The organism is Streptomyces sp. NPDC097107 (assembly GCF_044762405.1).
Taxonomy (GTDB): Bacteria; Actinomycetota; Actinomycetes; order Streptomycetales; family Streptomycetaceae; genus Streptomyces; species Streptomyces thinghirensis.
The window spans coordinates 459,126-485,352 of sequence record NZ_JBIWEF010000002.1 but is presented as its reverse complement, the minus strand read 5'-3'; the positions used below and the strand labels follow the sequence as shown (position 1 = coordinate 485,352).

The 26,227-nt window shown below is 72.2% G+C and carries 27 protein-coding genes and 2 pseudogenes; 13 read left to right on the top strand and 16 right to left on the bottom strand.

Annotated features, from left to right (window positions below):
- Positions 1 to 18 precede the first annotated feature (18 nt).
- The 4 genes and pseudogenes from ACIQ1J_RS05965 to ACIQ1J_RS05950 all read left to right on the top strand — a co-directional run.
- Positions 19 to 267 (top strand): annotated as a pseudogene (locus tag ACIQ1J_RS05965) (ATP-binding cassette domain-containing protein); the annotation flags it as partial.
- 170 nt (positions 268 to 437) lie between these two features.
- The gene (locus tag ACIQ1J_RS05960) at positions 438 to 836 is read left to right on the top strand and encodes a DUF6153 family protein (protein ID WP_403554438.1); all 399 of its coding nucleotides are present in this window, start codon (positions 438 to 440) and stop codon (positions 834 to 836) included.
- A 129-nt stretch (positions 837 to 965) separates the two neighbouring features.
- Complete coding sequence (locus tag ACIQ1J_RS05955; protein ID WP_403554436.1) at positions 966 to 1,607, top strand: DUF305 domain-containing protein; 642 nt, start codon at positions 966 to 968, stop codon at positions 1,605 to 1,607.
- 152 nt (positions 1,608 to 1,759) lie between these two features.
- A complete protein-coding gene (locus ACIQ1J_RS05950) occupies positions 1,760 to 2,263 on the top strand; it encodes a DUF4396 domain-containing protein (RefSeq protein ID WP_403554434.1) in 504 nt (167 codons plus the stop codon).
- Here ACIQ1J_RS05950 and ACIQ1J_RS05945 read toward each other — a convergent pair.
- From ACIQ1J_RS05945 to ACIQ1J_RS05935, 3 genes are all read right to left on the bottom strand, one after another.
- Entirely contained in the window at positions 2,254 to 3,804 is a 1,551-nt protein-coding gene (locus tag ACIQ1J_RS05945) for a potassium/proton antiporter (RefSeq protein ID WP_403554432.1), read from the bottom strand. The two genes, ACIQ1J_RS05950 and ACIQ1J_RS05945, sit on opposite strands and share 10 nt — an antisense overlap.
- A 36-nt stretch (positions 3,805 to 3,840) precedes the next feature.
- A complete protein-coding gene (locus ACIQ1J_RS05940; RefSeq protein ID WP_403554430.1) occupies positions 3,841 to 4,140 on the bottom strand; it encodes a DUF3040 domain-containing protein in 300 nt (99 codons plus the stop codon).
- Positions 4,141 to 4,412: 272 nt separating this feature from the next.
- Complete coding sequence (locus ACIQ1J_RS05935) at positions 4,413 to 5,537, bottom strand: amidinotransferase (RefSeq protein WP_403554428.1); 1,125 nt, start codon at positions 5,535 to 5,537, stop codon at positions 4,413 to 4,415.
- 154 nt (positions 5,538 to 5,691) lie between these two features.
- On the opposite strand from ACIQ1J_RS05935, the gene ACIQ1J_RS05930 reads away from it, so the two are divergent.
- The 3 genes from ACIQ1J_RS05930 to ACIQ1J_RS05920 all read left to right on the top strand — a co-directional run bounded on the left by ACIQ1J_RS05930 (position 5,692) and on the right by ACIQ1J_RS05920 (position 6,826).
- Positions 5,692 to 6,189: a DUF2975 domain-containing protein gene (locus ACIQ1J_RS05930; RefSeq protein WP_403554426.1), complete on the top strand. Its 498-nt coding sequence runs from the start codon at positions 5,692 to 5,694 to the stop codon at positions 6,187 to 6,189.
- Positions 6,189 to 6,413, top strand: coding sequence for a helix-turn-helix transcriptional regulator (locus ACIQ1J_RS05925; RefSeq protein WP_210963188.1), 225 nt, complete (start codon positions 6,189 to 6,191; stop codon positions 6,411 to 6,413). Before ACIQ1J_RS05930 ends, ACIQ1J_RS05925 begins: the two co-directional genes overlap by 1 nt.
- Positions 6,414 to 6,523: 110 nt before the next feature.
- Complete coding sequence (locus ACIQ1J_RS05920; RefSeq protein ID WP_403554424.1) at positions 6,524 to 6,826, top strand: zinc-ribbon domain-containing protein; 303 nt, start codon at positions 6,524 to 6,526, stop codon at positions 6,824 to 6,826.
- A 15-nt stretch (positions 6,827 to 6,841) separates the two neighbouring features.
- Here ACIQ1J_RS05920 and ACIQ1J_RS05915 read toward each other — a convergent pair whose 3' ends face one another.
- On the bottom strand, positions 6,842 to 7,000 hold the full coding sequence (locus tag ACIQ1J_RS05915) for a hypothetical protein (protein ID WP_403554422.1): 159 nt from the start codon (positions 6,998 to 7,000) through the stop codon (positions 6,842 to 6,844).
- A 211-nt stretch (positions 7,001 to 7,211) separates the two neighbouring features.
- Here ACIQ1J_RS05915 and ACIQ1J_RS05910 point away from each other — a divergent pair, with 211 nt between their 5' ends.
- Positions 7,212 to 8,255: a CdaR family transcriptional regulator gene (locus ACIQ1J_RS05910; RefSeq protein ID WP_210963210.1), complete on the top strand. Its 1,044-nt coding sequence runs from the start codon at positions 7,212 to 7,214 to the stop codon at positions 8,253 to 8,255.
- Between the two features lie 31 nt (positions 8,256 to 8,286).
- Here ACIQ1J_RS05910 and ACIQ1J_RS05905 read toward each other — a convergent pair whose 3' ends face one another.
- Together ACIQ1J_RS05905 and ACIQ1J_RS05900 are read right to left on the bottom strand one after the other, a co-directional pair.
- Positions 8,287 to 9,831, bottom strand: a complete 1,545-nt coding sequence (locus ACIQ1J_RS05905) for a flotillin family protein (protein ID WP_403554420.1) — start codon at positions 9,829 to 9,831, stop codon at positions 8,287 to 8,289.
- Between the two features lie 71 nt (positions 9,832 to 9,902).
- Positions 9,903 to 10,412, bottom strand: a complete 510-nt coding sequence (locus ACIQ1J_RS05900) for a hypothetical protein (protein WP_403554418.1) — start codon at positions 10,410 to 10,412, stop codon at positions 9,903 to 9,905.
- Between the two features lie 235 nt (positions 10,413 to 10,647).
- Here ACIQ1J_RS05900 and ACIQ1J_RS05895 point away from each other — a divergent pair, with 235 nt between their 5' ends.
- Entirely contained in the window at positions 10,648 to 12,570 is a 1,923-nt protein-coding gene (locus tag ACIQ1J_RS05895) for an NAD-binding protein (RefSeq protein ID WP_403554816.1), read from the top strand.
- Positions 12,571 to 12,677: 107 nt separating this feature from the next.
- On the opposite strand, the gene ACIQ1J_RS05890 is transcribed toward ACIQ1J_RS05895, so the two are convergent.
- Positions 12,678 to 14,534: a S9 family peptidase gene (locus tag ACIQ1J_RS05890; protein ID WP_403554416.1), complete on the bottom strand. Its 1,857-nt coding sequence runs from the start codon at positions 14,532 to 14,534 to the stop codon at positions 12,678 to 12,680.
- Between the two features lie 133 nt (positions 14,535 to 14,667).
- Between ACIQ1J_RS05890 and ACIQ1J_RS05885 the strand changes: the two genes are divergently transcribed.
- The gene (locus ACIQ1J_RS05885) at positions 14,668 to 15,474 is read left to right on the top strand and encodes an SURF1 family protein (protein ID WP_403554414.1); all 807 of its coding nucleotides are present in this window, start codon (positions 14,668 to 14,670) and stop codon (positions 15,472 to 15,474) included.
- A 43-nt stretch (positions 15,475 to 15,517) separates the two neighbouring features.
- On the opposite strand, the gene ACIQ1J_RS05880 is transcribed toward ACIQ1J_RS05885, so the two are convergent.
- The 4 genes from ACIQ1J_RS05880 to ACIQ1J_RS05865 form a co-directional block, all read right to left on the bottom strand.
- Positions 15,518 to 16,777, bottom strand: coding sequence for a hypothetical protein (locus ACIQ1J_RS05880; protein WP_403554412.1), 1,260 nt, complete (start codon positions 16,775 to 16,777; stop codon positions 15,518 to 15,520).
- Positions 16,774 to 17,352 (bottom strand): SigE family RNA polymerase sigma factor, encoded by a 579-nt coding sequence (locus tag ACIQ1J_RS05875; protein ID WP_121748213.1) that lies wholly within the window; start codon positions 17,350 to 17,352, stop codon positions 16,774 to 16,776. The genes ACIQ1J_RS05880 and ACIQ1J_RS05875 overlap by 4 nt, the downstream gene beginning before the upstream one ends.
- 474 nt (positions 17,353 to 17,826) lie before the next feature.
- Entirely contained in the window at positions 17,827 to 18,903 is a 1,077-nt protein-coding gene (locus tag ACIQ1J_RS05870; RefSeq protein ID WP_403554410.1) for an aspartate-semialdehyde dehydrogenase, read from the bottom strand.
- The gene (locus ACIQ1J_RS05865) at positions 18,903 to 20,180 is read right to left on the bottom strand and encodes an aspartate kinase (protein WP_121748211.1); all 1,278 of its coding nucleotides are present in this window, start codon (positions 20,178 to 20,180) and stop codon (positions 18,903 to 18,905) included. Before ACIQ1J_RS05865 ends, ACIQ1J_RS05870 begins: the two co-directional genes overlap by 1 nt.
- 279 nt (positions 20,181 to 20,459) lie before the next feature.
- Between ACIQ1J_RS05865 and ACIQ1J_RS05860 the strand changes: the two genes are divergently transcribed.
- Positions 20,460 to 22,658: an FG-GAP-like repeat-containing protein gene (locus ACIQ1J_RS05860; RefSeq protein ID WP_403554407.1), complete on the top strand. Its 2,199-nt coding sequence runs from the start codon at positions 20,460 to 20,462 to the stop codon at positions 22,656 to 22,658.
- Positions 22,659 to 22,809: 151 nt separating this feature from the next.
- Here the strand turns inward: ACIQ1J_RS05860 and ACIQ1J_RS05855 are convergent, their stop codons facing one another.
- The 5 genes and pseudogenes from ACIQ1J_RS05855 to ACIQ1J_RS05835 form a co-directional block, all read right to left on the bottom strand.
- Complete coding sequence (locus ACIQ1J_RS05855; RefSeq protein ID WP_403554405.1) at positions 22,810 to 23,850, bottom strand: hypothetical protein; 1,041 nt, start codon at positions 23,848 to 23,850, stop codon at positions 22,810 to 22,812.
- Between the two features lie 235 nt (positions 23,851 to 24,085).
- Entirely contained in the window at positions 24,086 to 24,271 is a 186-nt protein-coding gene (locus tag ACIQ1J_RS05850) for a DUF397 domain-containing protein (RefSeq protein WP_403554403.1), read from the bottom strand.
- On the bottom strand, positions 24,268 to 24,591 hold the full coding sequence (locus ACIQ1J_RS05845; protein WP_403554814.1) for a Scr1 family TA system antitoxin-like transcriptional regulator: 324 nt from the start codon (positions 24,589 to 24,591) through the stop codon (positions 24,268 to 24,270). The genes ACIQ1J_RS05850 and ACIQ1J_RS05845 overlap by 4 nt, the downstream gene beginning before the upstream one ends.
- 82 nt (positions 24,592 to 24,673) lie before the next feature.
- Positions 24,674 to 24,805 (bottom strand): annotated as a pseudogene (locus ACIQ1J_RS05840) (Scr1 family TA system antitoxin-like transcriptional regulator); the annotation flags it as partial.
- A 56-nt stretch (positions 24,806 to 24,861) separates the two neighbouring features.
- Positions 24,862 to 25,065 (bottom strand): helix-turn-helix domain-containing protein, encoded by a 204-nt coding sequence (locus ACIQ1J_RS05835; RefSeq protein ID WP_403554401.1) that lies wholly within the window; start codon positions 25,063 to 25,065, stop codon positions 24,862 to 24,864.
- A gap of 84 nt (positions 25,066 to 25,149) precedes the next feature.
- Between ACIQ1J_RS05835 and ACIQ1J_RS05830 the strand changes: the two genes are divergently transcribed.
- Positions 25,150 to 25,539, top strand: coding sequence for a hypothetical protein (locus tag ACIQ1J_RS05830; RefSeq protein ID WP_403554399.1), 390 nt, complete (start codon positions 25,150 to 25,152; stop codon positions 25,537 to 25,539).
- Positions 25,540 to 25,546: 7 nt separating this feature from the next.
- Positions 25,547 to 26,032 (top strand): ankyrin repeat domain-containing protein, encoded by a 486-nt coding sequence (locus tag ACIQ1J_RS05825; RefSeq protein ID WP_403554397.1) that lies wholly within the window; start codon positions 25,547 to 25,549, stop codon positions 26,030 to 26,032.
- Positions 26,033 to 26,227: the final 195 nt, after the last annotated feature.

Genomic DNA, 26,227 nt, shown 5'->3' with positions numbered 1-26,227 from the left:
TCGAACAAGTGGGGGCTCATGAACAACGACGTGATCCAGTTGTCCTCCGTCAGCAGGCGTTACGGGACAGGCGGCAGTGCCGTGACGGCTCTCGACGAGGTGTCGCTCTCGTTTCCCCGAGGGACGTTCACCGCGGTCATGGGCCCGTCCGGGTCCGGCAAGTCCACCCTGCTGCAGTGTGCCGCAGGCCTCGACCGTCCCACGTCCGGCTCGGTCACCGTCGGTGGCACCGAGCTGACAAGGCTCGGCGAGACCGAGCGGACGCTGCGCGGCGCACCGCGGTGGTGCGCAGCCCGCCGTCCGGCCGCCAGTGCGGGTCCCGGGCCCTTGCCGCGGCAGTACTCAAAGGCCGCTGCGCCTGCGACCTCCCCCCGGCACAGAGCAGCCCCGGCGCTGAGTTCGTTCGTCTGTTTTGTGGTGCGCCGTACGATGGGCGCGTGGCCAGGAGCATCCGACCGAGCAGCCGCCCGGCAGGGCGGCTCTTCGCGCTGCTGGTGATGGCCGTACTGGCCGGAGTGCTGGGCATGCACGGCCTGCCCGAAGTGGCGCCGGCGGCGCAGACGCCCGCCGGCCACGAGATGGCGGCGGCTTCGGCGGACAGCGCTCCGCACGCGGGCGGAGGATGCGCGCACCAGGAGGGCGGGTCGAGTCACCTCGACCATGCCGACGCGACGTGCGCCGCCGCCGGGACCGGCTCCGCCTACTCGCCGCCGGCACTGGCCGGCGACGTGCTGGACGTGCCCACCGCGTCCTCGCCCACCGCGGCGGCGCTGCGGGCGCCCCGGCACGGCCGGGCGCCCCCCGACCTTTCCGAGCTGCAACTCCTGCGGATATAGAGCGGCCCGCACGGCACCCCGGAGACCGGACCGGAGTCGGTCCTCCGCTGACGGGTGCCGTGCTTTCGCACGCCCACATCCGCTTGAACCGCGCGCCGCGAACAGCGCGCGTGAAGGAGTTGCACGACCATGACCCGCAAGCACTCGCTCGTCCGCCGTAGTGCCGCCGTCGCCGCCGCCGGTGCGGCAGCACTCGTCCTGGCCGCCTGTGGTGGCGACGACGGCGGCTCGGCCGGACACGGCGACCACAACGCGCCCGCTTCCTCGCCGGAGTCTGCGTCTGCGTCCGCGTCCGCGTCGCAGGGGCAGCACAACGCCGCCGACGTCGCCTTCGCGAAGGGGATGATCCCCCACCACCGCCAGGCCGTCGAGATGGCCGGCCTCGCGCCCGACCGCGCGCGGTCGGCCGAGGTGAGGCAGCTCGCCGCGGACATCAAGAAGGCCCAGGACCCGGAGATCAAGACGCTGTCCGGCTGGCTGACTGCCTGGGGCGAGGAGGTGCCCGCCGAGGGCGCCATGGATCATTCCTCGCACGGCATGGGCGGCATGATGACGGCCGAGGAGATGAGCCGGCTCGAGGACGCCTCGGGCAAGGCGTTCGACACCGCCTTCATGGAGATGATGATCAAGCATCACGAGGGCGCGGTCGAGATGGCGAGGACCGAGCAGTCCGACGGCGCCCACGGTCCGGCCAGGAAGATGGCCGGGGAGATCATCACCTCGCAGAGCGCGGAGATCGAGCAGATGAATCAGCTGCTCGGCGAGGACTGACCGGTATCACCCCGGAGCGGAGCCGGCGCGGACGGCACCGGCTCCGCTCCGGCCCGCCCGCCGGCATCACTCCGTCCAACCTCCGACCCACCTCCCTCCATGTGGGGCCGCCGAGGTCCTGGCGGGACGTCGAGCCGAATGGGGATGAGGTCATGGACCACAGCACGCATCACTCCGGTACCGCGCACGACCACGCCGCCCACACAGGTGGCCACAGCAAGGGCACGACCTGGGCGACGGCGATGAAGGCGACACTGCACTGCCTCACCGGGTGTGCCATCGGCGAGATCCTCGCCATGGTCGTCGGCACCGCCCTGATGTGGGGCAACGTGCAGACGATGGTCCTCGCGATCACCCTTGCCCTCCTCTTCGGCTACTCCTTCACCCTCTTCGCGGTGGTGCGCGCCGGGGTTTCGCCGAAGGCCGCGGTCAAGGTCGCGCTGGCCGCCGACACCGTCTCCCTCGTGGTGATGGAACTGGTCGACAACGGCATCATCGCGCTGACGCCGGGAGCGATGGACGCGCACCTGTCCGACGGGCTGTTCTGGGCGGCGCTCCTCGGTGGCTTCGCCGTGGCGTTCGTGATCACCACGCCGGTCGACAAGTGGATGATCGGCCGCGGCAAGGGCCACGCCGTGGTCCACGCCTACCACTGACCTGCTCGTGCCGTGGTCCGTGCCGGTGGTCCCGGTTCCGGTTCCGGGGCGCCGTGTTCGCCGAGCCAGCGGGCGAGTCTGCCGCCCCGGCCGATGGCACGCAGGCGGCGTTCCGTGACCTCCCGGGTGTGCGGGGTGGTGATGAGCAGGAGTTCGTCACCGGCGCGCAACACGGTGTCGCGGTCGGGGACGACGGTGACGCCGTCGCGCACGATCAGGGTGAGGACGGTCGGGGGCGGCAGGCGCAGTTCGAAGACGGCGACGCCGTGCAGGCGGGAGCCCCGCGGAATGGCCACGGTGAGCAGGTCGGCGTCCAGGACGTCGAGGGGGGCGGTCTCGACCTGGATCTCGCGCAGCGCGTCGGAGCGGGTCAGCCGCAGGAGGCGGGCGGCGGCGGGCAGGGTGGGGCCCTGCACGAGGGTGAAGAGGACGACGAGGACGAAGACGATGTTCAGTACCTCGCGGGCACCGGCGACCCCGGCGACGATGGGGAACGTGGCGAGCACGATGGGGACCGCGCCGCGCAGGCCCGCCCAGGAGATGAACGCCTGCTCGCGCCAGGGGATGCGGAAGGGGAGGAGGCAGAGGAGGACGGAGACGGGGCGGGCGGCCAGCAGCAGGACCAGGCCGACGGCGAGGGCCGGGAGGATCGCGGAGGGCAGTTCGCTGGGGTCGACGAGCAGGCCGAGCATGACGAACAGGCCGATCTGGGCCAGCCAGCCGGCGCCTTCGGCGAAGGAGCGGGTGGCGGCGCGGTGGGGCAGCTCGGCGTTGCCGAGGACCAGGCCGGACAGGTAGGCGGCGATGATGCCGCTGGCGTTGACCGCCCCGGCCGCGGCGAAGGCGACGATGCCGAACCCGACCGTGGCGAGCGGGTACAGGCCGGTCGCGGGGAGCGCGATGTGCCGGAGCGCGGCGGCGCCCAGGCGGCCGATCAGCACGCCGAGGGTGCCGCCGACCACGAGCTGGTAGAGCAGGTTGCCCACGACCGGGGCGGGGCCGGGCAGGTCGCCCGCGGTGGTGGTGGAGAAGATCAGGACCAGGATGATGGTGGGGGCGTCGTTGAAGCCGGATTCCGCCTCCACCAGGCCCGTCACCTTCTGCGGCAGCGGTAGTGAGCGCAGTACGGCGAAGACCGCGGCGGCGTCGGTGGAGGAGACGATCGCACCGAGCAGCAGGGCCAGGTGCCATTCCATGCCCAGCAGCCAGTGCGCGCCCGCCGCGGTCATCGCGACGGATACGGCCACGCCCGCGGTGGCGAGCACGCCGGCGGGGGCGAGCAGGCGCCTGACGTCGCTCCACCGGGTGGTCAGGCCGCCGTCGACGAGGATGACGGCCAGGGCGGCGGTGCCCAGTGCCTGGGCCAGCTGGGCGTCGTCGAACTCCAGGCCCAGCCCGTCCTCTCCGGCGACGACACCGACGGCGAGGAACAGCAACAGGCTGGGCAGGCCCACCCGGTGGGCGGCGCGGGCGGCGGCGATGCTGGCCAGCAGCACCGTGCCGCCGATCAGCAGGGTCAGGTACAGCTCGGGCAGGGTCATCGGGCCCGCCCCGAGTCGGACAGGGCCGGCCCGCGGTCAGCGGGTCCAGAAGCGGGGCGGGGGGTGACGGTTCGCGCGCCTGCGTCGATGCGGGTCGAAGAGTTCCCCGGCCATGCCCGCGAGGACCAGGCCGGAGGCGATGAGCAGCCCGTGGTCCAGGACGACCCCGGAGCCCAGCACCGCCAGGGCGGCGGCGAGCAGCAGCCAGGCCCGGAGGTGGCGGTACTCACGTGGCCGGCATGGGCGGCCGGCGTCGAGGGCGTGGGAGAAACGGGGGTCGTCACGGTGCAGGCGGGACTCGATCTCACTGAGCCGCTGGTCGTCGGACCCGGGCATGGTCTCCTCCTCCCGGCGCGGGGCCCTGGGCAGGCGACGCGGTCGGTCGGGCGGGCCATCTGCTCTCCTTGCGAGGTGGGAACGTCACGATCACACCAGGGCGAAGTGGCGCAGCCGCGCATACGTGGCCGACCCACCCCGGACTGTGTCCGGGAAGGGCTGGATCGGCTACAGCTTCGCTCTCCTCGGGCCGTCGGCACCATCCGGTACGGAACCCAGAAGCGACCGCACAAGACGTGTAGGGGCCGGCCGGCTGACGACCGCCAGGACCGTCAGTCGGTGTACGACTCGAGCGTGCCGCGGCGCCGCACATCGAGGGTCGCGCAGTGGAACGAGCCGCCGAACGGCGCGTAGTGCAGCAGGTCGCACGGGATCGGCTCGAAGCCCCAGCTCTCCAGCGCGCGCAGCATGCCGGTGTGGTGCCGTTCCGCGATGACCCGCCTGTCGTCGAGGACGAGGACGTTCATGCTGAGCCACTTGCCGCACATCGAGGCGATCTTGAGCATGCGGTCGGGGATCGGGTCGGGCTCGGGCGCGGTCAGGAGCTCCCAGGAGCGCAGCGCGTCCGGGAGGCGGTCGACATCGACGTACTCCGGGTTGACCAGTGCCCTGCCGGGCGCGAGGGGGACGAACGTCGTGTCGATGTGCATGGGCGTGCGGCAGCGGCTCTCGATCTCGTGGATGCGGTAGCCGGGGCCGAGGTGGCGGCGCAGCCATTCGATGCCCATGCGGTTGGTGACGTTGCTGCGGGTGACGAAGAGGTCGCGTCCCGCGCGCACGAAGTCCGCCGCGTCGAAGACCGGCTCGAACTCGGTGAGGATGTGGCGCATCGGCTCACCCGCCGCGGGGACGCGGAAGTCGGGCTCGAACAGCTCGTCGGTGAGCTGGGGCTTCGGCGCGGCCGTCCAGCGCGCGCCGCGCCGGAAGTAGTCCTTGAGGATCGGGCGGTAGGAGTGCGTCTCGAAGTACCGGCACGGCCAGGCCATCGGGGTCTCGATGATCTCGTCGCCGATCACGAGCAGGCAGTCGCGCGGGCAGGTGTTGCAGAAGCCGCGTGACGACCAGTCGGGGGTGCTGAAGCGCTGCCGGTGGTCGACCGCGTCCGGACGCGTGACCGTGACGCCGAGGGACTGCAGAAGGGCGACGAACCCGTCGAGCTCCCGCTGCGCCCGCTCGACCAGGACGCGCGGATACCTGAGGCCGGCGGCCAGTCCCTGGAACCGGGCCGCCCACGGCGGGACGTTGCAGGTCACTACCGGGTGGGCGGAGGGAATCGTCGCGCCTTCCAGCCGGCCGACGACGACCTCCTCCAGCGGGTCCCACTCGTTGTGGGAACTGACCGGCGAGACGGCGGGTTCCGCCGCCTCCGCGATTCCGGGTTCCTGCGCCACCGCCATGACTGACCGCTCCCGATCGCTGGCTCTCCGTGCTTACGGGATGCCCCCGAACCGGACGGATGACACTCACCCTTCTGCGCCAGACATTGCCCCATCTATCGTTCCTCGATAGATTCCCATCGTAGATCGATTGACGTCGAACGAAGGAGGGGTGGTGGGACAGCTGACGGTTCTCGCGTTGCGAGGCGTGCTCGTCATGCTGCTCGCAGGTTCGGTGTTCATCCAGGGCGTGCTGGTCCGGCTGCTGGTGGCCGGTTCGGGTGATCCCGACGCCGCCCTGACGTCCGTACGCACGCCGGTCTTCCTGATCGTCGTCCTGGGTGCCGCGGCAGCCGAGGTCGTGCTGGTCTGCGTCTGGCGGCTGGTGACGATGGTGCGGCGGGGCACCGTGTTCTCCCTCGATGCCTTCCGGTACGTCCATGTCGTGATCGGCGCCTTCGTCGCGGCCGCCCTCCTGGTGTTCACGCTCGGGGTCGTCCTGGCCCCGGGCGAGGCCGTCGCGCCCGGCATCGTCCTCATCCTGGGCGGGGTCGCCGTCGCGGTCCTGGGCGTGGCGCTGGTCGTGCTCGTCCTGCGGATGCTGCTCGCCCAGGCCGTCTCGCGCGACATCGAGGCGGCGCGCATGCGGGACGAGCTGGCAGAGGTGATCTGATGCCGATCGTCGTCGACATCGACGTGATGCTGGCGAAGCGCAAGATGTCCGTGGGCGAGCTGGCGGAGCGCGTCGGGATCACCCCCGCCAACCTGGCCGTGCTCAAGAACGGCCGCGCCAAGGCGGTGCGCTTCACGACGCTCGCCGCGCTCTGCGTCGCACTGGAGTGCCAGCCGGGAGACCTGCTGCGCTGGGAGGCGGAGGGCGCGGACGCGGGCGGGTGACGCCGGCCGCCGTCGGCCACGGCTGGCTTCCGGGGCCCACCCGGGGGCAATCTGGGAGAAGATCTGCGTGCCCTGCGCGCCCGCGGGCACCGACCCGGAAGGACCGCCCCGTGATCATCTTCGGCACCAAGGGATACCTCTACCAGCTCGCGATACTGACACTGGTGTGCGGCCAGTGCGGCAACCCCTCCGCGCACACGCTCAGGAAGCGCGTCACGAAGTTCACGCTGTTCTTCGTGCCGCTGTTCCCGTTCTCCACGAAGTACCTGACACAGTGCACCTTCTGCGGTGCCGAGCAGCAGGTGTCGAAGGAGCAGGCGGAGCATCTCCAGACGCAGGCCGTGAGCGGCCGGGGCGGCTCAGGCGGCCAGGCGCAGGGGCAGCCGCAGCAGCAGCCCTACCAGCGGCCGTGACGCTCAACTCGCTCCTCAGCCGTTCCCGGGGGGCTGCCGCAGGTCGGCGACGGCGTCGACGTACTTGACGAGCAGACGGGCGAACTCCAGCCGCTCGGCCTCCAGCCGCTCGGCCTCCAGCCGGTGATCTCGGCGACCGAACGCCGGGCCCCGGCGGGGCAGCCCATGACCCACGCCCCTCCGCATTGCCGGTTTCCGGCAGCCTTGACTACCCTCACGTTGCCGGACACCGCGCACCGGGCGTGAACGGCAGGGGAGGCGCGGGGTGACGGACCAGCAGGCGGGCCGGCAGGCGGACCAGCGGACGGACCAGCGGACGGATCACGGGGCGGACCAGGGGGCGGGCCAGGGGGCGGACCAGGGGGCGGGCCAGTCGGAGACGTATCTGACCGGGTACGCCGAGATCCTGGCCGGGGCGGCCGGCACGGGGCGCAGGCTGACCCGCGACGAGCTGGAGCACCGGCGGCGCCTGGGTGAGCAGGCCGCGGAGGCGGGGCACAGTCTGCGCAGCCTCGTACGCCTGCACCTGGACGCCACGCGCGCCTCCTGGCCCGGCGGTTCGACGGCCCCCGGCTCGGGCGTCACGGACACCGTGCTCGCCGCCGTCGCCCAGGCCGTCGACGCCTTCGCCGAGGGATACGAACGCGCCCAGCGTCTCGCCGTACGGCAGGAGGAGGCCGCGCGGCGGGAGTTCATCGACGACCTGCTCTACGGGCGCAGCGACCTGGGGCGGCTCGCCGAACGGGCCGAGCGGTTCGGCCTGGTCCTCTCCCACGCCCACGCCGTCGCGGTGGCCGAGGGGCCCGAGGCGTACGACGACACCGCACCGGTCACCCGGCTCGTGGAGACGGCGCTCATCTCCCGCTTCGGCGACCGGCGCATCCTGATCACCACCAAGAACGGGCAGTTGATCTGCATCGCGCCCGGCGACCAGGACGAGGTCCTCGCCTTCTTCGCCAAGCAGGCGTACGCGGCCACGGACGGCAGCCGGGTGGCCATCGGGCGCCCCCAGACCGGCGCGGGCGGCGTGGTGCACAGCTACGAGGAGGCGCTGAGCACCCTCGAACTCGCCGAGCGGCTGGAGCTGGACGAACCCGTGCTGCGCGCCGCCGACCTGCTCGTCTACCCGGTGCTCACCCGCGACCGGCAGGCCATGGCCGACCTCGTGCTGAGTGTGCTGGGCCCGCTGCGCGCAGCTCGCGGCGGTGTGGAGCCGCTGCTGCGGACGCTGGAGGTGTACTTCGACGCCGGCTGCACCGCGGCCGAAGCCGCCCGGCGCCTCGCCCTCAGTGTGCGGGCCCTCACCTACCGGCTGGAGCGCATCCACCAGCTGACCGGGGCCAACCCCGCCGACCCGGTGCACCGCTACACCCTGCAGACCGCGGTCATCGGGGCCCGGCTGCTGAGCTGGCCCGCCCAGGAGATCTGAGCGGGCCGGCCCCGGAGGGTGGGGGCGGTCGTCAGCCCGTGATCTCCACCTTGCCGTTGCGCTGCGGGCCGGGCTCCTTGGGCTGCTCCGGCCGGTCCGCCGTCTTCGCGTCCTGCCCGGTGATGTTCTTCAGCAGCGCGGGCAGATCGACGCCCGTGGTGGAGCCCAGCAGTTCCATGCCCTGCGCCACGTTGTCGGCCACGGTGCGCGACAGCCGGCTCGCGCCGTCCGTCGAGATGACCGTCATCTTGTCCACGGCCGCGAGCGGCTCGGCCGCCTTGGCCACCACCTGCGGCAGCACCTCGACCAGCATCTGGAGCACGGCGGCGTCGCCGTACTGTCCGAACGCGTCGGCCTTCTGCCGCATCGCCTCGGCCTCGGCCGAGCCCTTGGCGCCGATCGCGGCGGCCTCCGCCTCACCCTCCAGCCGGACGGCCTCGGCGATCGCCGCCCGCCGGGAACGCTCGGCCTCACCCTGCTTGAGGCCCTCGACGGCCTGCGCCTCGGCCAGCGCGCCACGCCGCTGCTTCTCGCCCTCACCGGTGAGCCGGGCCCGCTCGGCCTCGGCCTGGGCGGCGGCGATCTCGGCCGACCGCTCGGCCTCCGCCTGCTTCACCCGCGCCACCCGGCGGGCCTCCGACTCCTGCTCGGCCGCGTACCGCTGGGCGTCGGCGGGCTTGCGGACCTCGGTGTCGAGCTGGCGGTCCTTCAGCGCGGCCTGCCGCTCGGCGACCTTCTCCTGCTCGGCGAGGATGTCCTGCTCCCGGGCGGCCTGCGCGAGGGGTCCCGCGGCGTTGGCGCGGGCCGACGCCTGGTCGGTCTCGGCCTTGATCTCGGCCTGCTTCAGGTAGAGGGTCCGCTGCGCGACCGCGATCTCCTCCTCGGCCTTCAGCCGCGCCTGCTCGGCGGCCCGCCGGGCCACGGCCTCGGCGATGTCGGCCTCCTGCGCGGCGCGGGCCGCCTCGGGCCGGCCGAGGTCCTCCAGGTAGGAACCCTCCGTGGTGATGTCCTGGATCTGGAAGGCGTCCAGCACCAGGCCCTGCCCGGACAGGCTCGCCTCCGCCTCCTCGGCGACCTGCCCGGCGAACGCGGCCCGGTCCCGGATGACGTCCTCCACGGACATCCGGCCGACGATGGCGCGCAGCGCGCCCGACAGCACCTCCTGGGTGAAGCCGACGATGCCGTCCTGCTGCATCAGGAACCGCTGCGCGGCGGCGCGGATCGCGTCCTCGGTGCCGCCGACCTTGACGATCGCGACGCCTTCCAGGTTGGCCTTCACGCCCCGCAGCGTCACCGCGCCGCGCACGGCGACCGGGATGTGCCGCGAGGAGAGGTCCAGCGTGAACCGCTGCTGCACGAAGGGCACGACGAACACGCCGCCGCCGACCACGACCTTCTGGCCGCTGTTGTCGGTGAACACACGGCCCGTCTCCGGATCGGTGGAGCTCTTGCCGCGCCGCCCGGTGACGATGAACGCCTCGCTCGGCCCGGCCACCTTGTAGCGGCTGACCACCACCAGTGCGAGCAGCACCAGGAGTACGACGACTCCCAGGACCGCGAAAACGACAGGACTCATGGCAACGACCCCGAATCAGGAAGGAACAGAAGGAGAAGCGGAAAGAAGAAGGGAAGCGGAAAGTAGAAGGCTCAGCGCTCGACCGGGCGCACCACGACCGACGTACCCGTCGGCACCGCCTCGACCCAGACCTCGGCGCCCCGCGCCACCGGCTCGGCGCTGCGCGCCGCGCACTTCAGCGGCTGCCCCGCGAGCCGGAGCAGGACCTCGCCGAAGCCGTCCGCGGGAATGGCGGTGACGACCTTGCCGGACGTGCCCAGGAGGTCGTCCGTGCTCGGTGTGACGCCGGTCTGATCACGCATCAGCGCACGGCTGAAGCGGTACGTCAGCCAGCCGGCCCCCATCCCGGCGACCGCGCCGACCCCGGCGGCGCCCGCGGGGCCGGTCAGGCCGGTGCCGAGGGCGATGGCGCCACCGAAGCCGGTCATCGCCGTGAACCCGGCGACGACCGGCAGCGACAGCCACCCCTCCAGGACGCCGTCCAGCGCTCCCCCGAACGCGCCTTCCAGCAGTCCGTCGAAGACCAGCGACAGGGCGAGCAGCACGACCCCCGTGATACCCAGCCCGAGAAACCAGGCCATCGTGCCGTCCCCCTCTCGCCCGTCGCTGAGCTTCGGTGAAACGAATGTTCACACGCGAGGGAGAACCGGGTCACTGCCGTGTTCCGGCAATCTTTACGCGCCTTTAATGCCGCCCTCCCTCTCTTCGGGCGCTCTTGGAACCGCACCCGCGGCCGGTACTGTCCTGATTCAAATGGGGACTCAAACGGGGAGCGTTCCGAACCAGGTTCCGCCGGGCGGTGACGCGTACGCGCACATGGTGGTGTGCGGCGACGACGGGCTGGCCCACCGACTGGCCGCCGAGCTGCGCGGTGTCTACCGCGAGCAGGTCACTCTCGTCGTCCCGCCCTCCGGGCGCCGGGTGCGTCAGCCGGTCGTCGGGCGGGCCCGAGCGGCCTCGGCCGCCTTGCTGGGCATGGTCAACGCGGCCGTCAACCGCTCGGCCGGCGGCGACTCGGCGGGCGGCGAACCGAACGGCGCCGGCCGCGAACTGGAGGCCGCCGAGCCGACCGAGGCGGTGCTGGCGGAGGCGGGCGTGGACCGGGCGGCCGCGCTGGCCCTCGTGTACGACGACGACGAGACCAACATCCGCGCCGCCCTGACCGCCCGTCGGATCAACCCCCGGCTGCGCCTGGTCCTGCGGCTGTACAACCGCCGACTCGGCAGGCACATCGAGGACCTCCTCGACCAGACCGCCGCGTTGGTCACCGGCGGCGACCCACGGGACACGGGCCTCGACGGCGCCGGTACCTCCACGACCGTACTGTCCGACGCCGACACGGCCGCGCCCGCGCTGGCCGCGACCGCCCTCGTCGGCACCAGCAAGGTCGTCGAGACGGACGGGCTGCTGCTGCGCGCGGTGGAACGGCAGCCGCCGCGCCCCGGCGAGGTGGCCGACCCCGGGCTGTGCACCCTCGCGCTGCTCTCCGCGACGAGCAACGACCCGGCCGGCGCCGACGGTTCGGAGGGGAGCGGGGACCAGGGGCCGCAACTGCTGCCCGACGCGGCGGCGGTGGAGGCGGCCACCGGACGCGGCACCGTCGCCCTGGAGCAGGTGTCCTACGCCGGTCCGCCGCTGCCCGCCGGGCGCGCCGGAGTGCCCCCGTTCGGCGAGCTGTTCTCGCGGCGGCTGCGCTGGTCGCTGGCGGGCCTCGGGGCCTGCGTGGTCGCGCTCGCCGTGGCGCTGATGGTGGTCACCGGGGACCATCCGCTGCACGCCACGTACGTGACGCTGCTCGACCTGTTCGCCATCAACGAGCCCGCGCACAACGACGACGCGGGACGGCAGGTGCTGCAACTGCTGTCCGGCTTCGTCGGTCTGCTGCTGCTGCCGGTGCTGCTGGCCGCCGTACTCGAAGCCCTCGGGACCTTCCGCAACGCCTCCACGGTACGGAAGCCGCCGCGCGGGCTCGGCGGGCACGTCGTCCTGCTCGGTCTCGGCAAGATCGGCACCCGTGTGCTGACGCGGCTGCGGGAGATGGACATCCCCGTGGTGTGCGTCGAGGCCGACCCCGAGGCGCGCGGCATGGCGACCGCACGGCGGCTGCGGGTGCCGGTGGTGCTCGGGGACGTCACCCAGGAGGGCGTCCTGGAGGCCGCCAAGATCCACCGCGCGCACTCGCTGCTCGCCCTGACCAGCGTGGACACGACCAACCTGGAGGCCGTGCTCTACGCCCGCTCCGTACGGTCCCGCCTGCGGGTGGTGCTGCGCCTGTACGACGACGACTTCGCGACCGCCGTGTACCGCACCCTGCGCGCCGCGCACCCGGGCGCGCTCACCCGGAGCCGCAGCGTGACCCACCTGTCCGCGCCCGCGTTCGCCGGGGCGATGATGGGCCGCCAGATCCTGGGGGCGATCCCCGTCGAACGGCGGGTGCTGCTGTTCGCGGCGGTGAGGGTGGCCGGGCATCCGCAGCTGGAGGGGAAGACGGTCGGCGAGGCGTTCCGGGCGGGGGCGTGGCGGGTGCTGGCCCTGGAGGTCCCCGACGGGGAGACCTCCGACGCGGAACGGCCCGCCGGCGCGGGTGCCGACGGGGAGGCGGCTCGGGAGTCCAGGTTGGTGTGGGAGCTGCCCGACACGTATGTCCTGCGGAGCGGGGACCGGGTGGTGCTGGCGGCGACGCGGCGGGGGCTGGCCGAGCTGCTGGGGCGGCGGACGCGGCAAGGGGCGGGGTCATAGGGACGCCGCCCCTACAGCCCCGCCAGGGGCTCTGCTCCCCCTGGGCCCCCGGCCTTGGGCCCACCCACCACCACCCCGACTCGGTCGGTCGACAAGCCACCACCCGGCTAGCTACGCGGCAGGTACCTTTCCGCGAAGTCCAGTTCCAGTCGGACCTGCTTGATGCGCTCGTCCACGACCAGTGACCCGTGCCCCGCGTCGTAGCGGTACACCTCGTGGGCCGCGCCCCTCGCCTTCAGGCGCTCGACGTAGTTCTCGACCTGGCGGATCGGGCAGCGCGGGTCGTTGACGCCGGCGGAGATGTAGACCGGGGCCTTGACCTGGTCGACGTAGGTCAGCGGCGAGGACGCCTCGAAGCGGTCGGGGACCTCTTCGGGGGTGCCGCCGAGGAGGGTGCGGTCGAGGGCCTTCAGTCCCTCCATCTCGTCGTGGTACGCGGTGACGTAGTCGGCGACCGGGACGGCGGCGATGCCCAGCGTCCACGCCTCGGGCCGGGTGCCGATGCCGAGGAGGGTGAGGTAGCCGCCCCAGGAGCCGCCGGTGAGGATCAGCCGCTCGGGGTCCGCGAGACCGGAGGTGACCGCCCACTCGCGTACCGCCTCGATGTCCTCCAGCTCGATGAGACCGACCCGGTGCTTGAGGGCGTCGGTCCAGGCACGGCCGTACCCGGTGGAGCCGCGGTAGTTGACGCGGACCACCGCGTACCCGTGGTCGACCCAGGCGGCGGGGCCGGCGGCGAAGGCGTCGCTGTCGTGCCAGGTCGGGCCGCCGTGGATGTCGAAGACCGTCGGGAGCGGGCCGGTGGTGCCGGCCGGCTTCTGGACCAGGGCGTGGATGCGGCCGCCGGGCCCGTCCACCCACACGTCCTCCACCGGGACCGAGCCCGGCGACTTCATGCCGGGCGGGTCGAGCACGACCCGGCCCGTGGTGGAGCGCACCGCCGACGGCTCGGCGGCCGACGACCACAGGTACTCCACGCTCCCGTCCGGGCGGGCCGTCGCCCCGGAGACCGTGCCCGCCGGGGTCTCGATCTCGACCAGCTCGCGCTCGGCGAAGTCGTAGCGGAACAGCTCACTGCGGGCCTCGAAACCGTGCACGATCAGCAGGGCGCTGCCGTCCGGGTACCACTCGGCGCTGACGTCACCGGGCAGCTCCAGGGCGAGGTCCGTCTGCTCGCCCGTCGCCACGTCCCACACCAGGGGCTCCCAGCGGCCCCGGCGCTGGTGGCCGATGAGCAGGCGGGTGTCGCCGTCGACCGGCGCGAAGCCGAGGACCTCCAGGCCCAGCTCCTCCTCACCGCCCTCCGTGTCGTCCAGCTCGGCGACCGTCGAGCCGTCGGGACGCAGGACGCGCAGCGCCGAGTGCATGGCGTCACCGTGCTCGGTGTGTTCGATGGCGATCAGCGTGCCGTCGTGGGAGAGGTCGCCGACGCCCGCGGACTCGCGGTGCCGGTAGATCTCCGCCGGGGGCCCGCCCGCGTACGCGAGGTGGATCGTCGTACCGTCCTCGTCGGTCGAGCGGCCGATCACCGCCGTACGCCCGTCCCGGCCGAGGGCGAGGCCCGCCGGGTAGGAGGGGTCGAGACCCGGTACCGCGAGTTCGTCCTCGCCGCCCCGGAAGGGCTGGCGGCGCCAGACGCCGAACTCGTCGCCGTCCTTGTCGTCGAACCACCAGATCCAGTCGCCGTCCGGCGGGAGCACTCCGTCCGTCGTGCCGTTGGGCCGGTCGGTGACCTGGCGCTGTTCGCCGGTCGACCGGTCCCAGGCGTACAGCTCGTACGTCCCCGTGGCGTTCGACACGAACAGGGAGCGGTCCGGTGCGTCCTCGGCCCAGTCGGGCAGCGACACCCGCGGTGCCCGGAACCGCTTCTCCCAGTCGGGCACCTCCGCGGCCTGCCGGCCTTCCTCCGCGCTGCCCTGTCGTCGCCGCTGGTCCGGTGACACGGACCCGTTGCTCTCAGTCATGGCCCCATACTGCCCCGTCCCGGGGACAAAGCGCGGATCGGATCCCCAGCCTGTGGACAACTCCGCCCGGCCCGGCTCCGCGCGGTGTTTTTCCACAGCCCCGAGGACGGGCCGCAGGGGCGCGCACCGTACCGTGGAGGGCGTGTACCGGTTTCTGCTGACGCCCCGATGGTGGGGGATCAACGTCTTCGTCGTCCTGGCCATCCCCTTCTGCATCTTCATGGGTTCCTGGCAGCTCGGCCGGTTCGAGGACCGGGTGCAGGACCACGAGACGGCCACCACCCAGGACGAGTCGGCCCGCGGGGAGGCGGCCCGCCCGCTGGCGGAGCTGCTGCCCGTGGACAAGGCGACGGTCGGCGACCAGACCAGCGTGCGCGGCCGGTACGACGACCAGCTGCTCGTCCCGGAGCGGGAGCTGGACGGCCGGGAGGGCTACTACGTCCTCACCCTGCTGCGCACCGACACCGGCAAGGCACTGCCCGTCGTACGCGGCTGGCTGCCCGGCGCACCCGACCCGGCGAAGGCCCCGGCCCCGCCCGCCGGCGAGGTCACCGTCACCGGAGCGCTCCAGGCCGCCGAGTCGGTCGGCGCCAACGGCGTCAGCGGCCGCACCGGATGGCCGGACGGGCAGACCGGCGCGATCAGCGCGGCGACCCTGCTGAACCTCGTGCCGTACGACGTGTACGACGCGTGGGTCACGCTCAACGAGGGCGACTCCGGGATGCGCGCCGTGCCCGTGAGCGCTCCGCAGAACACCGGGCTGGACCTCAAGGCGTTCCAGAACCTCGGCTACACCGCCGAGTGGTTCGCCTTCGTGGGATTCGTGATCTTCATGTGGTTCCGGCTGCTGCGCCGCGAGGTCGAACTCGCCCGTGACGCGGAGCTGGGCCTGGTCCCGGCGGACGAGCCGGAGCCGCACCCCGCCCCGTCCGGCGTCTGACACCGGACGGACGGCAGCGCCCAGGGGGCACCCGCCGGCCAGGTCACATTCCCGTATCCGGCAGCACGCCCGTCCAGTACACCGTCCCCGCGCACGCGTCGGACACCGTGGCCGTCGCCGAACCGGCGCCGCCCTCCGGGGTGTACGTCACCGTCACGCTCCCGCCGGCCGGGCCGTCCTCGGTGGCCAGCTGGGGCGCGGCGCCGGCGTCGCCGCCGCCGCTCATGGAGGCACCGCCCTCGGCGGTCGGCTCCTCGGTGGGTGAGGGATCGGGTGACGGGCCGCCGGTGCCGCCCCCCGTGGTGCCGCCGGTGGTGGGGCAGGTCTCCGAGGGCACCCAGGCGAACCGCACCTCGTACGCGGAGCCGGCCGCCAGCGTCAGCGCGGCGGTCTCCAGGGACGGGTCGGGCAGTCCGGCCGCGGCGTCCCCGGCCGCGTGCCGTGCCGTACCGATCTTCGCGGCGTCCGCCGCGCCCTGCGGGGTGGTGACCACGCTGCCGGGGCCGACGACGGTGCAGCCGTCCGAGGAGACGTTGGTGACGCGGAAGGAACCGTAGACCACACCCGTGGAGTCGGGGGCGGCGCTGCTCGCGACGGCCGGGCCGAGCTGCTTCGCCGTACAGACGGGGAGGTCGGCGGCGGTACTGGCGGAGGGGCCGGCGCCCGGGGACGAGCCCGTCGCGGCGCCGCTCTCCTCGTCCTTGCCGGGCGTCTCCTTCGGGTCGGCCTTGCCCTTGCCCTCGTCCGTGCCCGCGGAGCCTGCGACGCCGCTCTGGCCGCCGGCCGGGTCAACGCCCTGGGAGGCACCGCCCTGGGCCTGCGAGGAGTTGCCCGCGACGGACGGGTCGGCCCCGGGGCCGGTGGCACCCGAGACGTGCACGAGGGCCGGGACCGCCGTGCCGAGGAAGAGGGCGGCGGCCGCCACGCCGACGGCGGCCTGGCGCTTGCGGGCCCGCCGGGCGGGCACCGCGCGGCGCAGCTGGTCCAGGGTGCCGTCACTCGGCTCCACGTCCTGGACGGCGTGGTGCAGCATCCTGCGCAGGGCCAGCTCGTCGGAGTCGAGCCCGTCGGGTCCCTGGGCGCGGGGCCCCTCGGCGTCGGGGCCCTGTTCGGCGGGGCCCTGTTCGGCGGGGCCGTGGTTCACAGTTCCGTTCCCAGCGTGCGTGTGCTTCGGCTGCTCTTGCCCGAGCGGCCCGGCCGGTCCGGTCGGCGCGGTCGGCGCGGTCGGCGCGGTCGGCGCGTCCCCCTCCCGGGGGAGGTGCTCGTCGCGGGCGTCGCGCCGCGCGTCGTTGCCGTCGCTCATGCCGGTGCCTCCATGGCCACCCTGAGCGCCGCGATGCCGCGCGAACCGTACGCCTTGACCGAGCCGAGGGATATGCCGAGCGTCTCGGCGACCTGCGCCTCGGTCATGTCGGCGAAGTAGCGCAGGACCAGGACCTCGCGCTGGCGGCGCTGGAGTCCCTTCATCGCCTTGATCAGGGAGTCGCGCTCCAGCTGGTCGTAGGCGCCCTCCTCCGCGCTCGCCATGTCCGGCATCGGCTTGGAGAGCAGCTTGAGGCCGAGGATGCGGCGGCGCAGCGCCGAACGCGAGAGATTGACGACGGTCTGGCGCAGGTACGCCAGGGTCTTCTCCGGATCACGGACGCGTTTGCGCGCCGAGTGGACGCGGATGAAGGCCTCCTGGACGACGTCCTCGCAGGAGGCGGTGTCGTCGAGAAGGAGGGCGGCGAGGCCGAGCAGCGACCGGTAGTGCGCCCGGTAGGTCTCGGTGAGGTGGTCGACGGTGGTACCCGCCGCCACCGCGTCCTCGTCCGCGCCGTCGCGCTGGTTCGATATGCGGGCCGGCCGCGCTGCGGGCATCGGCGCGATCACCGGCATGCCACCGGCCGGACCGGCCGCACGGGGACGGACGGACCGGCTGGGCGGGCGCAGAGCCGCGCCGCGCGTTCCTGCGGTGAATTCGAGTACCTCTGCCACGCCAGTTGGACACGCTGACCCCCATGAGGGTTGTACGTGCCGGGCGTCACGTTCCCGCGTCTGACGGGCAGCCACCCGGCTGACGGTGCGTCATAGGCCCTCATCGTCCCGCTCTTCCCCTATGTCCCATGTGAACGAGCGTCCCCACGCCCGCCCTCGGCGTCCCCACGCCGACTCACGCGTCCCCGCGCCCTGAATGGGTGACCGCAAAGACGCTCCCCGCCCTCCGCACGGTTGCGGAGGGCGGGGAGGAAATCCTCTGATGCCACAGGTGCCGGTTACAAGTAGTCCGGACCAACTTCCGGATCACATCTCGTTCATGAGCTCTACGAACAAACCCCACAATGGCCAGGGCTTTGGTCCGCCTGTTCCCGTTCAGGCGAACTCGGCCGCCACCAGCTCCGCGATCTGCGCCGTGTTCAGGGCTGCCCCCTTGCGCAGGTTGTCCCCGCAGACGAAGAGTTCGAGCGCCGTCGGGTCGTCCAGGGCCCGCCGCACCCGGCCGACCCAGGTCGGGTCGGTGCCGACCACGTCGGCGGGGGTGGGGAACTCCCCCGCGGCCGGGTTGTCGAAGAGGACGACGCCGGGCGCGGTGGCCAGGATCTCCCGGGCCCCCTCGACGGTGACCTCGCCCTCGAAACGGGCGTGCACGGTCAGCGAGTGCGTCGTGACCACGGGAACCCGTACACACGTCACCGCCACCGGCAGTTGCGGCAGCCCGAGGATCTTGCGGGACTCGTCCCGCACCTTCATCTCCTCCGACGACCAGCCGTCGTCCTTCAGCGACCCGGCCCACGGCACGACGTTCAGCGCGACCGGCTCCGGGAACGGCCCGGTGTCGTCGCCGACGGCCCGCCGCACGTCACCCGGGTTGGTCCCCAGCTCGGTCCCGGCCACCAGGGACAGCTGCCGGCGCAGCGTCTCCACGCCGTCCCGCCCCGCCCCGCTCACCGCCTGGTACGAGGAGACGACCAGCTCGCGCAGTCCGGACTCGGCGTGCAGCGCGCCCAGCGCCACGATCATGGACAGCGTCGTGCAGTTGGGGTTGGCGACGATCCCGCGCGGCCGCATCCGCACCGTGTGCGGATTGACCTCGGGCACGACGAGCGGCACGTCCGGGTCCATCCGGAACGCGCCGGAGTTGTCGACCACCACCACGCCCTTGGCGGCGGCGACCGGCGCCCACTGGGCGGAGACCTCGTCGGGTACGTCGAACATGGCGACGTCGACCCCGTCGAAGGCCTCCTCGGTGAGCGCCACCACCTCGACCTCCTCCCCCCGCACGGTCAGCTTGCGGCCGGCCGAGCGCGGCGAGGCGATCAGGCGGATCTCACCCCAGACGTCCGCGTGCTGGGACAGGATCTGGAGCATGACCGCACCGACGGCGCCGGTCGCTCCGACGACGGCCAGGGTCGGCCGCCCGGTGCGCCCGGCACCCGCGATGTCGGCCATCAGCGCCCGGTGCCTCCGTAGACGACGGCCTCGTCGCTGTCGGAGTCCAGCCCGAAGGCGGTGTGCACGGCGCGGACGGCCTCGTTCACGTCGTCCTTGCGGGTGACGACCGAGATACGGATCTCGGAGGTCGAGATCAGCTCGATGTTCACCCCGGCGTCGGACAGTGCGGTGAAGAAGTCGGCGGTGACGCCCGGGTTGCTCTTCATGCCGGCGCCGACCAGGGAGATCTTGCCGATCTGGTCGTCGTAGCGCAGCGAGTCGAAGCCGATGCCGGCCCGGCTCTTCTCCAGCGCGTCGATGGCCTTGCGGCCCTCGGTCTTCGGCAGGGTGAAGGAGATGTCCGTCAGGCCCGTGGAGGCGGCGGACACGTTCTGCACGACCATGTCGATGTTGACCTGGGCGTCGGCGATCGCGCGGAAGATCGCGGCCGCCTCGCCCGGCTTGTCCGGCACACCGACGACCGTGACCTTGGCCTCCGAGGTGTCGTGCGCGACACCGGAGATGAGGGCCTGCTCCACCTGCTTCTCCCCTTGCTTGATCGGCTCGCTGCTGACCCACGTGCCCTGGAGTCCGCTGAAGCTGGACCGGACGTGGATCGGGATGTTGTACCGGCGGGCGTACTCCACACAGCGGTGGAGGAGCACCTTGGAACCGGAGGCCGCGAGCTCCAGCATGTCCTCGAAGGAGATCCAGTCGATCTTCTTCGCCTTCTTCACCACGCGCGGGTCGGCGGTGAACACGCCGTCGACGTCGGTGTAGATCTCACAGACGTCCGCGTCGAGCGCGGCGGCGAGAGCGACGGCCGTGGTGTCGGACCCGCCGCGCCCCAGCGTGGTGATGTCCTTGCTGTCCTGGCTGACGCCCTGGAAGCCGGCCACGATGGCGACGTTGCCCTCGTCCACCGAGGTCTTGATGCGACCCGGCGTCACGTCGATGATCCGGGCCTTGTTGTGGACCGAGTCGGTGATGACTCCGGCCTGGCTGCCGGTGAACGACTGGGCCTCGTGGCCCAGGTTTTTGATCGCCATGGCCAGCAGCGCCATGGAGATGCGCTCTCCGGCGGTCAGCAGCATGTCGAGTTCCCGCCCGGCAGGGATCGGGGACACCTGCTCGGCGAGATCGATCAGCTCGTCCGTCGTGTCGCCCATCGCGGAAACGACGGCGACCACCTGGTTGCCGTTCTTCTTCGCTTCCACGATCCGCTTGGCGACGCGCTTGATGCCTTCGGCATCGGCTACGGAGGAGCCTCCGTACTTCTGCACGACAAGGCCCACGTGCGCTCCTCGCTCAATCCGTCTCTTTCCGCACGTACGTATATGTACTGCGGTCGGCTCATTTTACCGAGCGTCCGGATTCCGCCACTGCGGTATCGCATGATGAGACCCGGGTACTCGCTCAGGCTGGCTCATGCCCAGGAGGGCGCGGGTCACTCGGAAAAGTGCCGTGAGTCACACGTTCACAAGGCCACCTCGCCTACAACTTCCGTGAACGACGGTGAGTCTGATCTTCCGCCGCGACGCGTGGTGCGCCGCGCCCTGGGGAGGATCACCGCCTTGTCTCACGTACGTCCGGCGCGCCGACGGCTGGCCGTCACCGCCACCGTCGTCCTTGCCGCCACCATCGGCGCCACCGTCGTGGCCCGGCCGGCCGTGGCCGCCCCGCCGACGCAGGGGGCGGTGCCGGTGTCGGCGGCCGACGCGGCCACGGTCGCCTTCCCGGTCGGCCACAAGATCTTGGCGGTGACCGCTTCGGGCTACCTGACCTGGAACAACACCAAGGGCGACCGGGCCTGGGTCCGGGCCTCGGACGGCGCGGTGAGCGATCTGGTGGACAGTCTGCCCATGCAGGCCACCGGATACGGCGACCTCGTGGCCGTACTGCCCCGCCGCGACACCGCGGAACTGCGGGACCTGGCCACCGGCCGCAAGGTCTTCGACGTCTTCGCCCAGCCGGCCGCCGGACTCGACTACGCCGGCGCTGCGGGCCGGGCCCTGTTCATCACGGACAGGAGCGCGTCGGCGGGCGCCGGCCTGCTCATGCACACCAAGGACGGCGGGCGTGTCCCGGTCACCGGCCTCCCGGCCGACGCGACACTCCGCCGGGTCACGGCCGGCACCTCGGCGCACGGCCTGGTCACCTACACCAGCGGCGACAAGAAGTACTGGGGCCTGATCGACCTCGCCACCGGCGCCGTGACGGAGACCGGCCTGCGGGACGAGTCGCGCGGCAACGGCGACATCGCCGTCTCACCGGAATACGTGGCGTGGATCGAGTACCGCTCGCAGGGACCCCGCATCGTGGTCCGCACGCGCGCCACGGGCGAGACGCGGCGGATCGCACTGGTGGCCGGAGCGATAGCCCGCGACATCGAGGTGGGCCTCCAGGGCGACCACCTGGTGTACGGCGACCCCGGTGGTCTGACCGCCACCAACAAGAGTTCCATGCACCCCCTGACCGCCCACAACCTGAAGACCGGGGCCGACACCAGGCTGCTGGACCACCTCACGTCCGCCGCGGCCTCCCCCGACGGCGTCCTCCACGTCCGCGGCGGCACCGTCGCCGACGGCGAGGGGCTCTTCCGCATCGCCCCCGGCGCCGACGGCACCCCGGCCGCCACCATGGTCGCGAGCACCGGCGAACCCACCGCACTCACCCTCGTCGGCCACAACGTCCCCGCGGTGATCGACCTCGACCGCGACGGCGGCCGGATCAAGCTGCGCTGGGCGCTGTCGCGGGACAACGCGGAACTGTGGGTGACTCTGCGTCACAAGCGCACCGGAAAGACCGCGCAGGGAGTCTTCTACGGGCCCGAGACGACGAACTTCACCTTCGAGTGGAGGGGCGACGTGGACCACGCAACGGCCGGCGCGCCCAACGGCGACTACACCTGGGAGATCTCCGCCCGCCCGCGCAACGGCATCGGCCCGACCGTGACCTCGTCCGGCACCTTCGAGGTGGTCCGCGAGGCCGCTCCGCACGACTACACGGACAACGGCAGCCCGGATCTCCTGGCCCGGGACCCGTCGGGCCGCCTGTGGCGCACCGACTCCCACTTCTACTCGTACGACAAGAACCTGACCCGGGCGGAGAACAAGCTCGTCGGCGGTGGGTGGAACACCTACGACCGGATCGAGGCGGGCGGCAACCTGGGCGGCGCCGCGCACGGAGACCTCGTCGCGCGCGACAAGGCGGGCGTCCTCTGGCTCTACCTGAGCAAGGGCGACGGAACCTTCGCCACCCGCAGCCGGATCGGCGGCGGCTGGGGCACCTACGACAGGATCACCGTCGGCAGCGACCTCACCAACGACGGCAGGGCCGACCTCCTGGCCACCGACAAGAGCGGCGTCCTGTGGCTCTACAAGGGCACCGGCGACTGGCGCGCGCCCTTCGGCAAGCGCACCAGGGTCGGCGGCGGCTGGGGCGTCTACAACGAGCTGACAGCCACGGGGGACATCGGCGGCGCCGCGACCGGCGACCTGGTCGCCCGCGACAAGGCCGGCGTCCTCTGGCTCTACCTCGGCAAGGGCGACGGCACCTTCGCCCCCCGCACGCGGATCGGCGGCGGCTGGAACGCCTACCGGTACACCGTCGGCATCGGCGACGCCAATCGCGACGGCCGTGCCGACCTGTACGCCTACGGCGCGGACCACACGTACTACTACCCGGGTACCGGCAACTGGCGCGCGCCCTTCGGCGCCCGGAAGGCCGACACCGTCCTCGACACGTACCCGGACCACACGGCGGTCTCCTGACCGGCGGCGAGTCCCGGCCCGGGAGGTCGCCCGGGCCGGGATCGCTCCGCCGGCTCCTTGAGAGGCTCGGTGTCGAGGGTGGTGCCGACGGGGGCGGAGAGGTGGGTCCATGGACGGACGCCGGCCACACGGACTCCGGCAGCCCGCACGCTCACAGCACCCGCTCCGTCCTCGGCCGCAGGCCGCCCGCCGCGCGTACCTCCGCCGCGCGGCGGGGGACGTCCACCCACTGGTACACGGCGTGGGCGTCGGGGTCGGCCAGGAACGTGTCCGGCACGTAACCGGCGTCCAGTTCCCCGGCCTCCTCGGCGGCCACGGCCGCCTCGAACTCGGCGCGGCAGTCCGGGCACATGCCGCCCTTGATCGTCGTCGTCAGTTCGTCCGCGTCGCAGGACATGCAGCAGATCACCGCGCGGGTCACGCGGGCGCGGCGCGGGGCGGCCTTCTGGCGGATCTTCGCCTTCTTCGGGGGCATCTTGTTCTCCAGTCGGTTGCGGGCGAGGCCGCCCGGGTTGTTCACGGTCGCGGGAAGGCCCTCGGTCACCGCGCGGGTGATGTCCTGGGGTGTCGCCCCGCGCGACAGCCACTCCCCCGCCAGCGACGCGAGGGACCGGCAGTCGGACTCGGACAGGGACATACGTGGGTCCGCCTCGCGGATTCCGGCGAGGGTGCGGTACGAGGTTCGGGCCTCGGGCTGCGGGGTGGACTCCGACTGCGGGTCGGGCTCCAGTTCGGGCAGCTCGGGCTCGTCGGTGCGGGCCAGGCCGGGCCGGAGGTCGCCGGGCACGATCCGGCCGCCCCGCTCCCGCGCGAAATCCTCCCACCAGGCTTCCGACCTGCGCGTACGCGACCAATAGGTCCGCGTGACCCACCGCATGGTGTTGTCCTCGACGGTGATGTGTTCCCTGATCCGGCGCAGGTGGCCGGCCTCGGCGAGGCGGTTGAGAGACGTACGCGTCGCCTGCTGGCCGTAGCGGGGGTGCTGCGCCGCGAGCACCTTGTGGCCCATCGCGTGGCCGTCGTCGAGGTGGTCGACGAAGACGGCGATCTCCGCCTCACGCGGGTTCAGGTGTGCGAAGTCCGGGTCCGCGTTCGGGCCTTCGTCACCTGCGGGGCGTTTTCCGTAGCCCGGATTGGCCATGGGGTGGGACGGGGAGGGCAGGGCGGGACTAGGGTTGGCGTAAGCCACCATCGAACCTCTGATCTTCGATGCGTCGGTGAGGTCCCGGATTGGTGTTGGCGCACCGCCGGGGCCGACTCATTTGCCGGTCATATGCCGCGAACTTAGAGCGGCTTTACACAGCGACGCAAGCTGATCACGGATCGTCATCCTTACGGGGTATGGCGCGTCAACTCACGTACACCCTTGGTTGGTTGGGTATTTCAACCAGACCGGAAAACCAAGGGAAGAGCTCGGGTCCCGGGGCTCAAGCTCCGGGCTGAACTGCGGCGATGAACGCCGACCAGGCCGGGGCGGAGACGCGGAGTTCGGGGCCGGCGGGCGCCGTCTTGGAGTCGCGGATGTGGGTGGTGGGGGCGAGGGCGACTTCTACGCAGGCGCCGCCTTCGTCGTCGCTATAGCTGGACTTGACCCACTTCAACTGGTCACTCACGGCTGATTCACCATGTCATTGATGAAGCGGGCCGACTCAACTGGGCTGAGAGCCTCGGTGCGCATCATGCTAAGCCGCTCCGACACACGGTTGACAACCCCCGGATTGGCCGACAGCTCGCTGGCGATGGGCCCTTCAGAGAAGGCGAACCGTTCGTACGCCCGTGTTTCCAGTAGCACTGTGGACCCCAGGAGTCCGGCCGGAATGGCTCGCTCGAATGTGAGTACCTGCAACGCGACGTTCCGAAGCATCGAGGCCTCCAGGAGACGGTTCAGTTGCTCGTCGTCCACCAGTGGGCTTCGCAGCACCGCTTCGTACAGGACGGACGAAACTCAAGCCGACCGGCGGCCTGCGCTCCGTCAGGATCGCCTGCCGCTCCATGCGAGCCGCGATCCGCTCCTCGATGGTCTCCTCGTCCAGCGGTGGGTTGCGGTGCTCAATCAGGGTGCGCGCGTACTTCTCCGTCTGCAACAAGCCCGGGACCAGAGTGTCCTCGTACCACCAGAGGCTGATCGCCTCCCTCTCCCGCTCCATGAACTCCTGAGCCCTTGCCGGGAACTTCTCCCGGCTCAAGTAGTCCTTCGCCGCGCTCAGCGACCCCTCCGCGCGGCACAACTCGTCTGCCACGTCGAGGACTCGGGCGTCGGCATGCGCGCTCCCTGTTCCATCGCCTTGATGGTGTCCGGGGAGTAGTTCGAAGCGGCCGCCGGCTGCTCACGGCTGATGTTGGCCTTGGTGCGCCAGCGTTTCATCTGGTTGCCACTGAAGCGCCACATGACAGGCGACTGGGACACAGCACGCACCTCCGATGGATACACCCCGGCGTGTATCACGTCAGTCGCTACCGAGCGTAGCCCCGCAGGCGCCAGCGTGTGACCATGACGAACACGATTCACCGCCCGGCGTTGGTCCCGGCCACCGGCCACCAACTGCACCTCGCAGGCGTCCACTTCGATGCCGTACGGATCGACGGCATCCGTGGGGAGCTGGTCGCCGAGTGGCTCGTCGAGGCGTCGGGCGACGACGCGGGGCCCATCGTGTGCGAGGCGGGCGGTGGGCGGTGGGTGTACTTCCTGCTGGCCCCCGGGGAGGTCGCCGCGCACGACTGGCCGCTCGGTGTACAACGGCACGGCGGCGGCACCCGCACCGTCACCTACATCGGAACCCCCGCGCTGGAGGGGAACACCTGGCCGCTGCGCTGGTACAGCGTGCCGACGGTGACCGCGCCGTACGTCTGCCCCGCCCGGCTGCGGGACACCCTGCAATGATGCGCCGATGGAGGGTTCGTGGGAACTGACACGGGCCGCGAAGGACGGGGACGTGGCGACGGTGGCCCGGCTGCTGGGCGCCGGCGTGGCGGTGGACGCTCTCGGTGAAGACGCGCGGACGGCGCTGGACCTGGCGGCGCGGGAGAACCGCGCCGACGTCGTCCGGGTGCTGCTCGGGGCCGGCGCGGACACGACGGCGCACGCCGGGCCGTACCACGACCTGACCCCCCTCGCCAGCGCGGCGATGTTCGGGAGCGGGGACGCCGTCGCGGAGCTGCTCGACGCCGGGGTGTCCATGGCGGCGCAGGACCGGATCCCGTACACGCCACTCGTCGTGGCGGCGAGCGGAAACCACACCGCGACTGTCGCCCTGCTGCTCGACCGTGGGGCGGACATCGAGGACCGGGCCATGAAGCAACGGACGGCTCTCGAATGGGCCGCCTGTTTCGGTCGCGTCGATACCGGTGCTGCTGCTGCTCGGCCGGGGCGCTGAGGCCACGAAGATGGCCCTGCGCGGAGCGCCATGCGTGACGGGGAGCGCCATGCGTGACGGGGAGCGCCATGCGTGGCGGGGCGAGGAAGAGCGGGGCCGCTACGGACGGATGGCCGAGGCCCTGCGCGCGGCGCTCGGACGCGATGCCGCATGAGTACCGGCTGGGTCGCTGCCGAGGCCCCTCCACCTCAAAAG

Bases quoted from the DNA above. Each gene is read 5' to 3' on its own strand.
- ACIQ1J_RS05955 (WP_403554436.1), top strand. From the start codon at position 966: ATGACCCGCAAGCACTCGCTCGTCCGCCGTAGTGCCGCCGTCGCCGCC.
- ACIQ1J_RS05950 (WP_403554434.1), top strand. From the start codon at position 1,760: ATGGACCACAGCACGCATCACTCCGGTACCGCGCACGACCACGCCGCC.
- ACIQ1J_RS05945 (WP_403554432.1), bottom strand. From the start codon at position 3,804: ATGACCCTGCCCGAGCTGTACCTGACCCTGCTGATCGGCGGCACGGTG.
- ACIQ1J_RS05940 (WP_403554430.1), bottom strand. From the start codon at position 4,140: ATGCCCGGGTCCGACGACCAGCGGCTCAGTGAGATCGAGTCCCGCCTG.
- ACIQ1J_RS05935 (WP_403554428.1), bottom strand. From the start codon at position 5,537: ATGGCGGTGGCGCAGGAACCCGGAATCGCGGAGGCGGCGGAACCCGCC.
- ACIQ1J_RS05925 (WP_210963188.1), top strand. From the start codon at position 6,189: ATGCCGATCGTCGTCGACATCGACGTGATGCTGGCGAAGCGCAAGATG.
- ACIQ1J_RS05905 (WP_403554420.1), bottom strand. From the start codon at position 9,831: ATGAGTCCTGTCGTTTTCGCGGTCCTGGGAGTCGTCGTACTCCTGGTG.
- ACIQ1J_RS05900 (WP_403554418.1), bottom strand. From the start codon at position 10,412: ATGGCCTGGTTTCTCGGGCTGGGTATCACGGGGGTCGTGCTGCTCGCC.
- ACIQ1J_RS05895 (WP_403554816.1), top strand. From the start codon at position 10,648: ATGGTGGTGTGCGGCGACGACGGGCTGGCCCACCGACTGGCCGCCGAG.
- ACIQ1J_RS05890 (WP_403554416.1), bottom strand. From the start codon at position 14,534: ATGACTGAGAGCAACGGGTCCGTGTCACCGGACCAGCGGCGACGACAG.
- ACIQ1J_RS05880 (WP_403554412.1), bottom strand. From the start codon at position 16,777: ATGAGCGACGGCAACGACGCGCGGCGCGACGCCCGCGACGAGCACCTC.
- ACIQ1J_RS05875 (WP_121748213.1), bottom strand. From the start codon at position 17,352: ATGCCGGTGATCGCGCCGATGCCCGCAGCGCGGCCGGCCCGCATATCG.
- ACIQ1J_RS05870 (WP_403554410.1), bottom strand. From the start codon at position 18,903: ATGGCCGACATCGCGGGTGCCGGGCGCACCGGGCGGCCGACCCTGGCC.
- ACIQ1J_RS05855 (WP_403554405.1), bottom strand. From the start codon at position 23,850: ATGGTGGCTTACGCCAACCCTAGTCCCGCCCTGCCCTCCCCGTCCCAC.
- ACIQ1J_RS05830 (WP_403554399.1), top strand. From the start codon at position 25,150: ATGACGAACACGATTCACCGCCCGGCGTTGGTCCCGGCCACCGGCCAC.
- ACIQ1J_RS05825 (WP_403554397.1), top strand. From the start codon at position 25,547: ATGGAGGGTTCGTGGGAACTGACACGGGCCGCGAAGGACGGGGACGTG.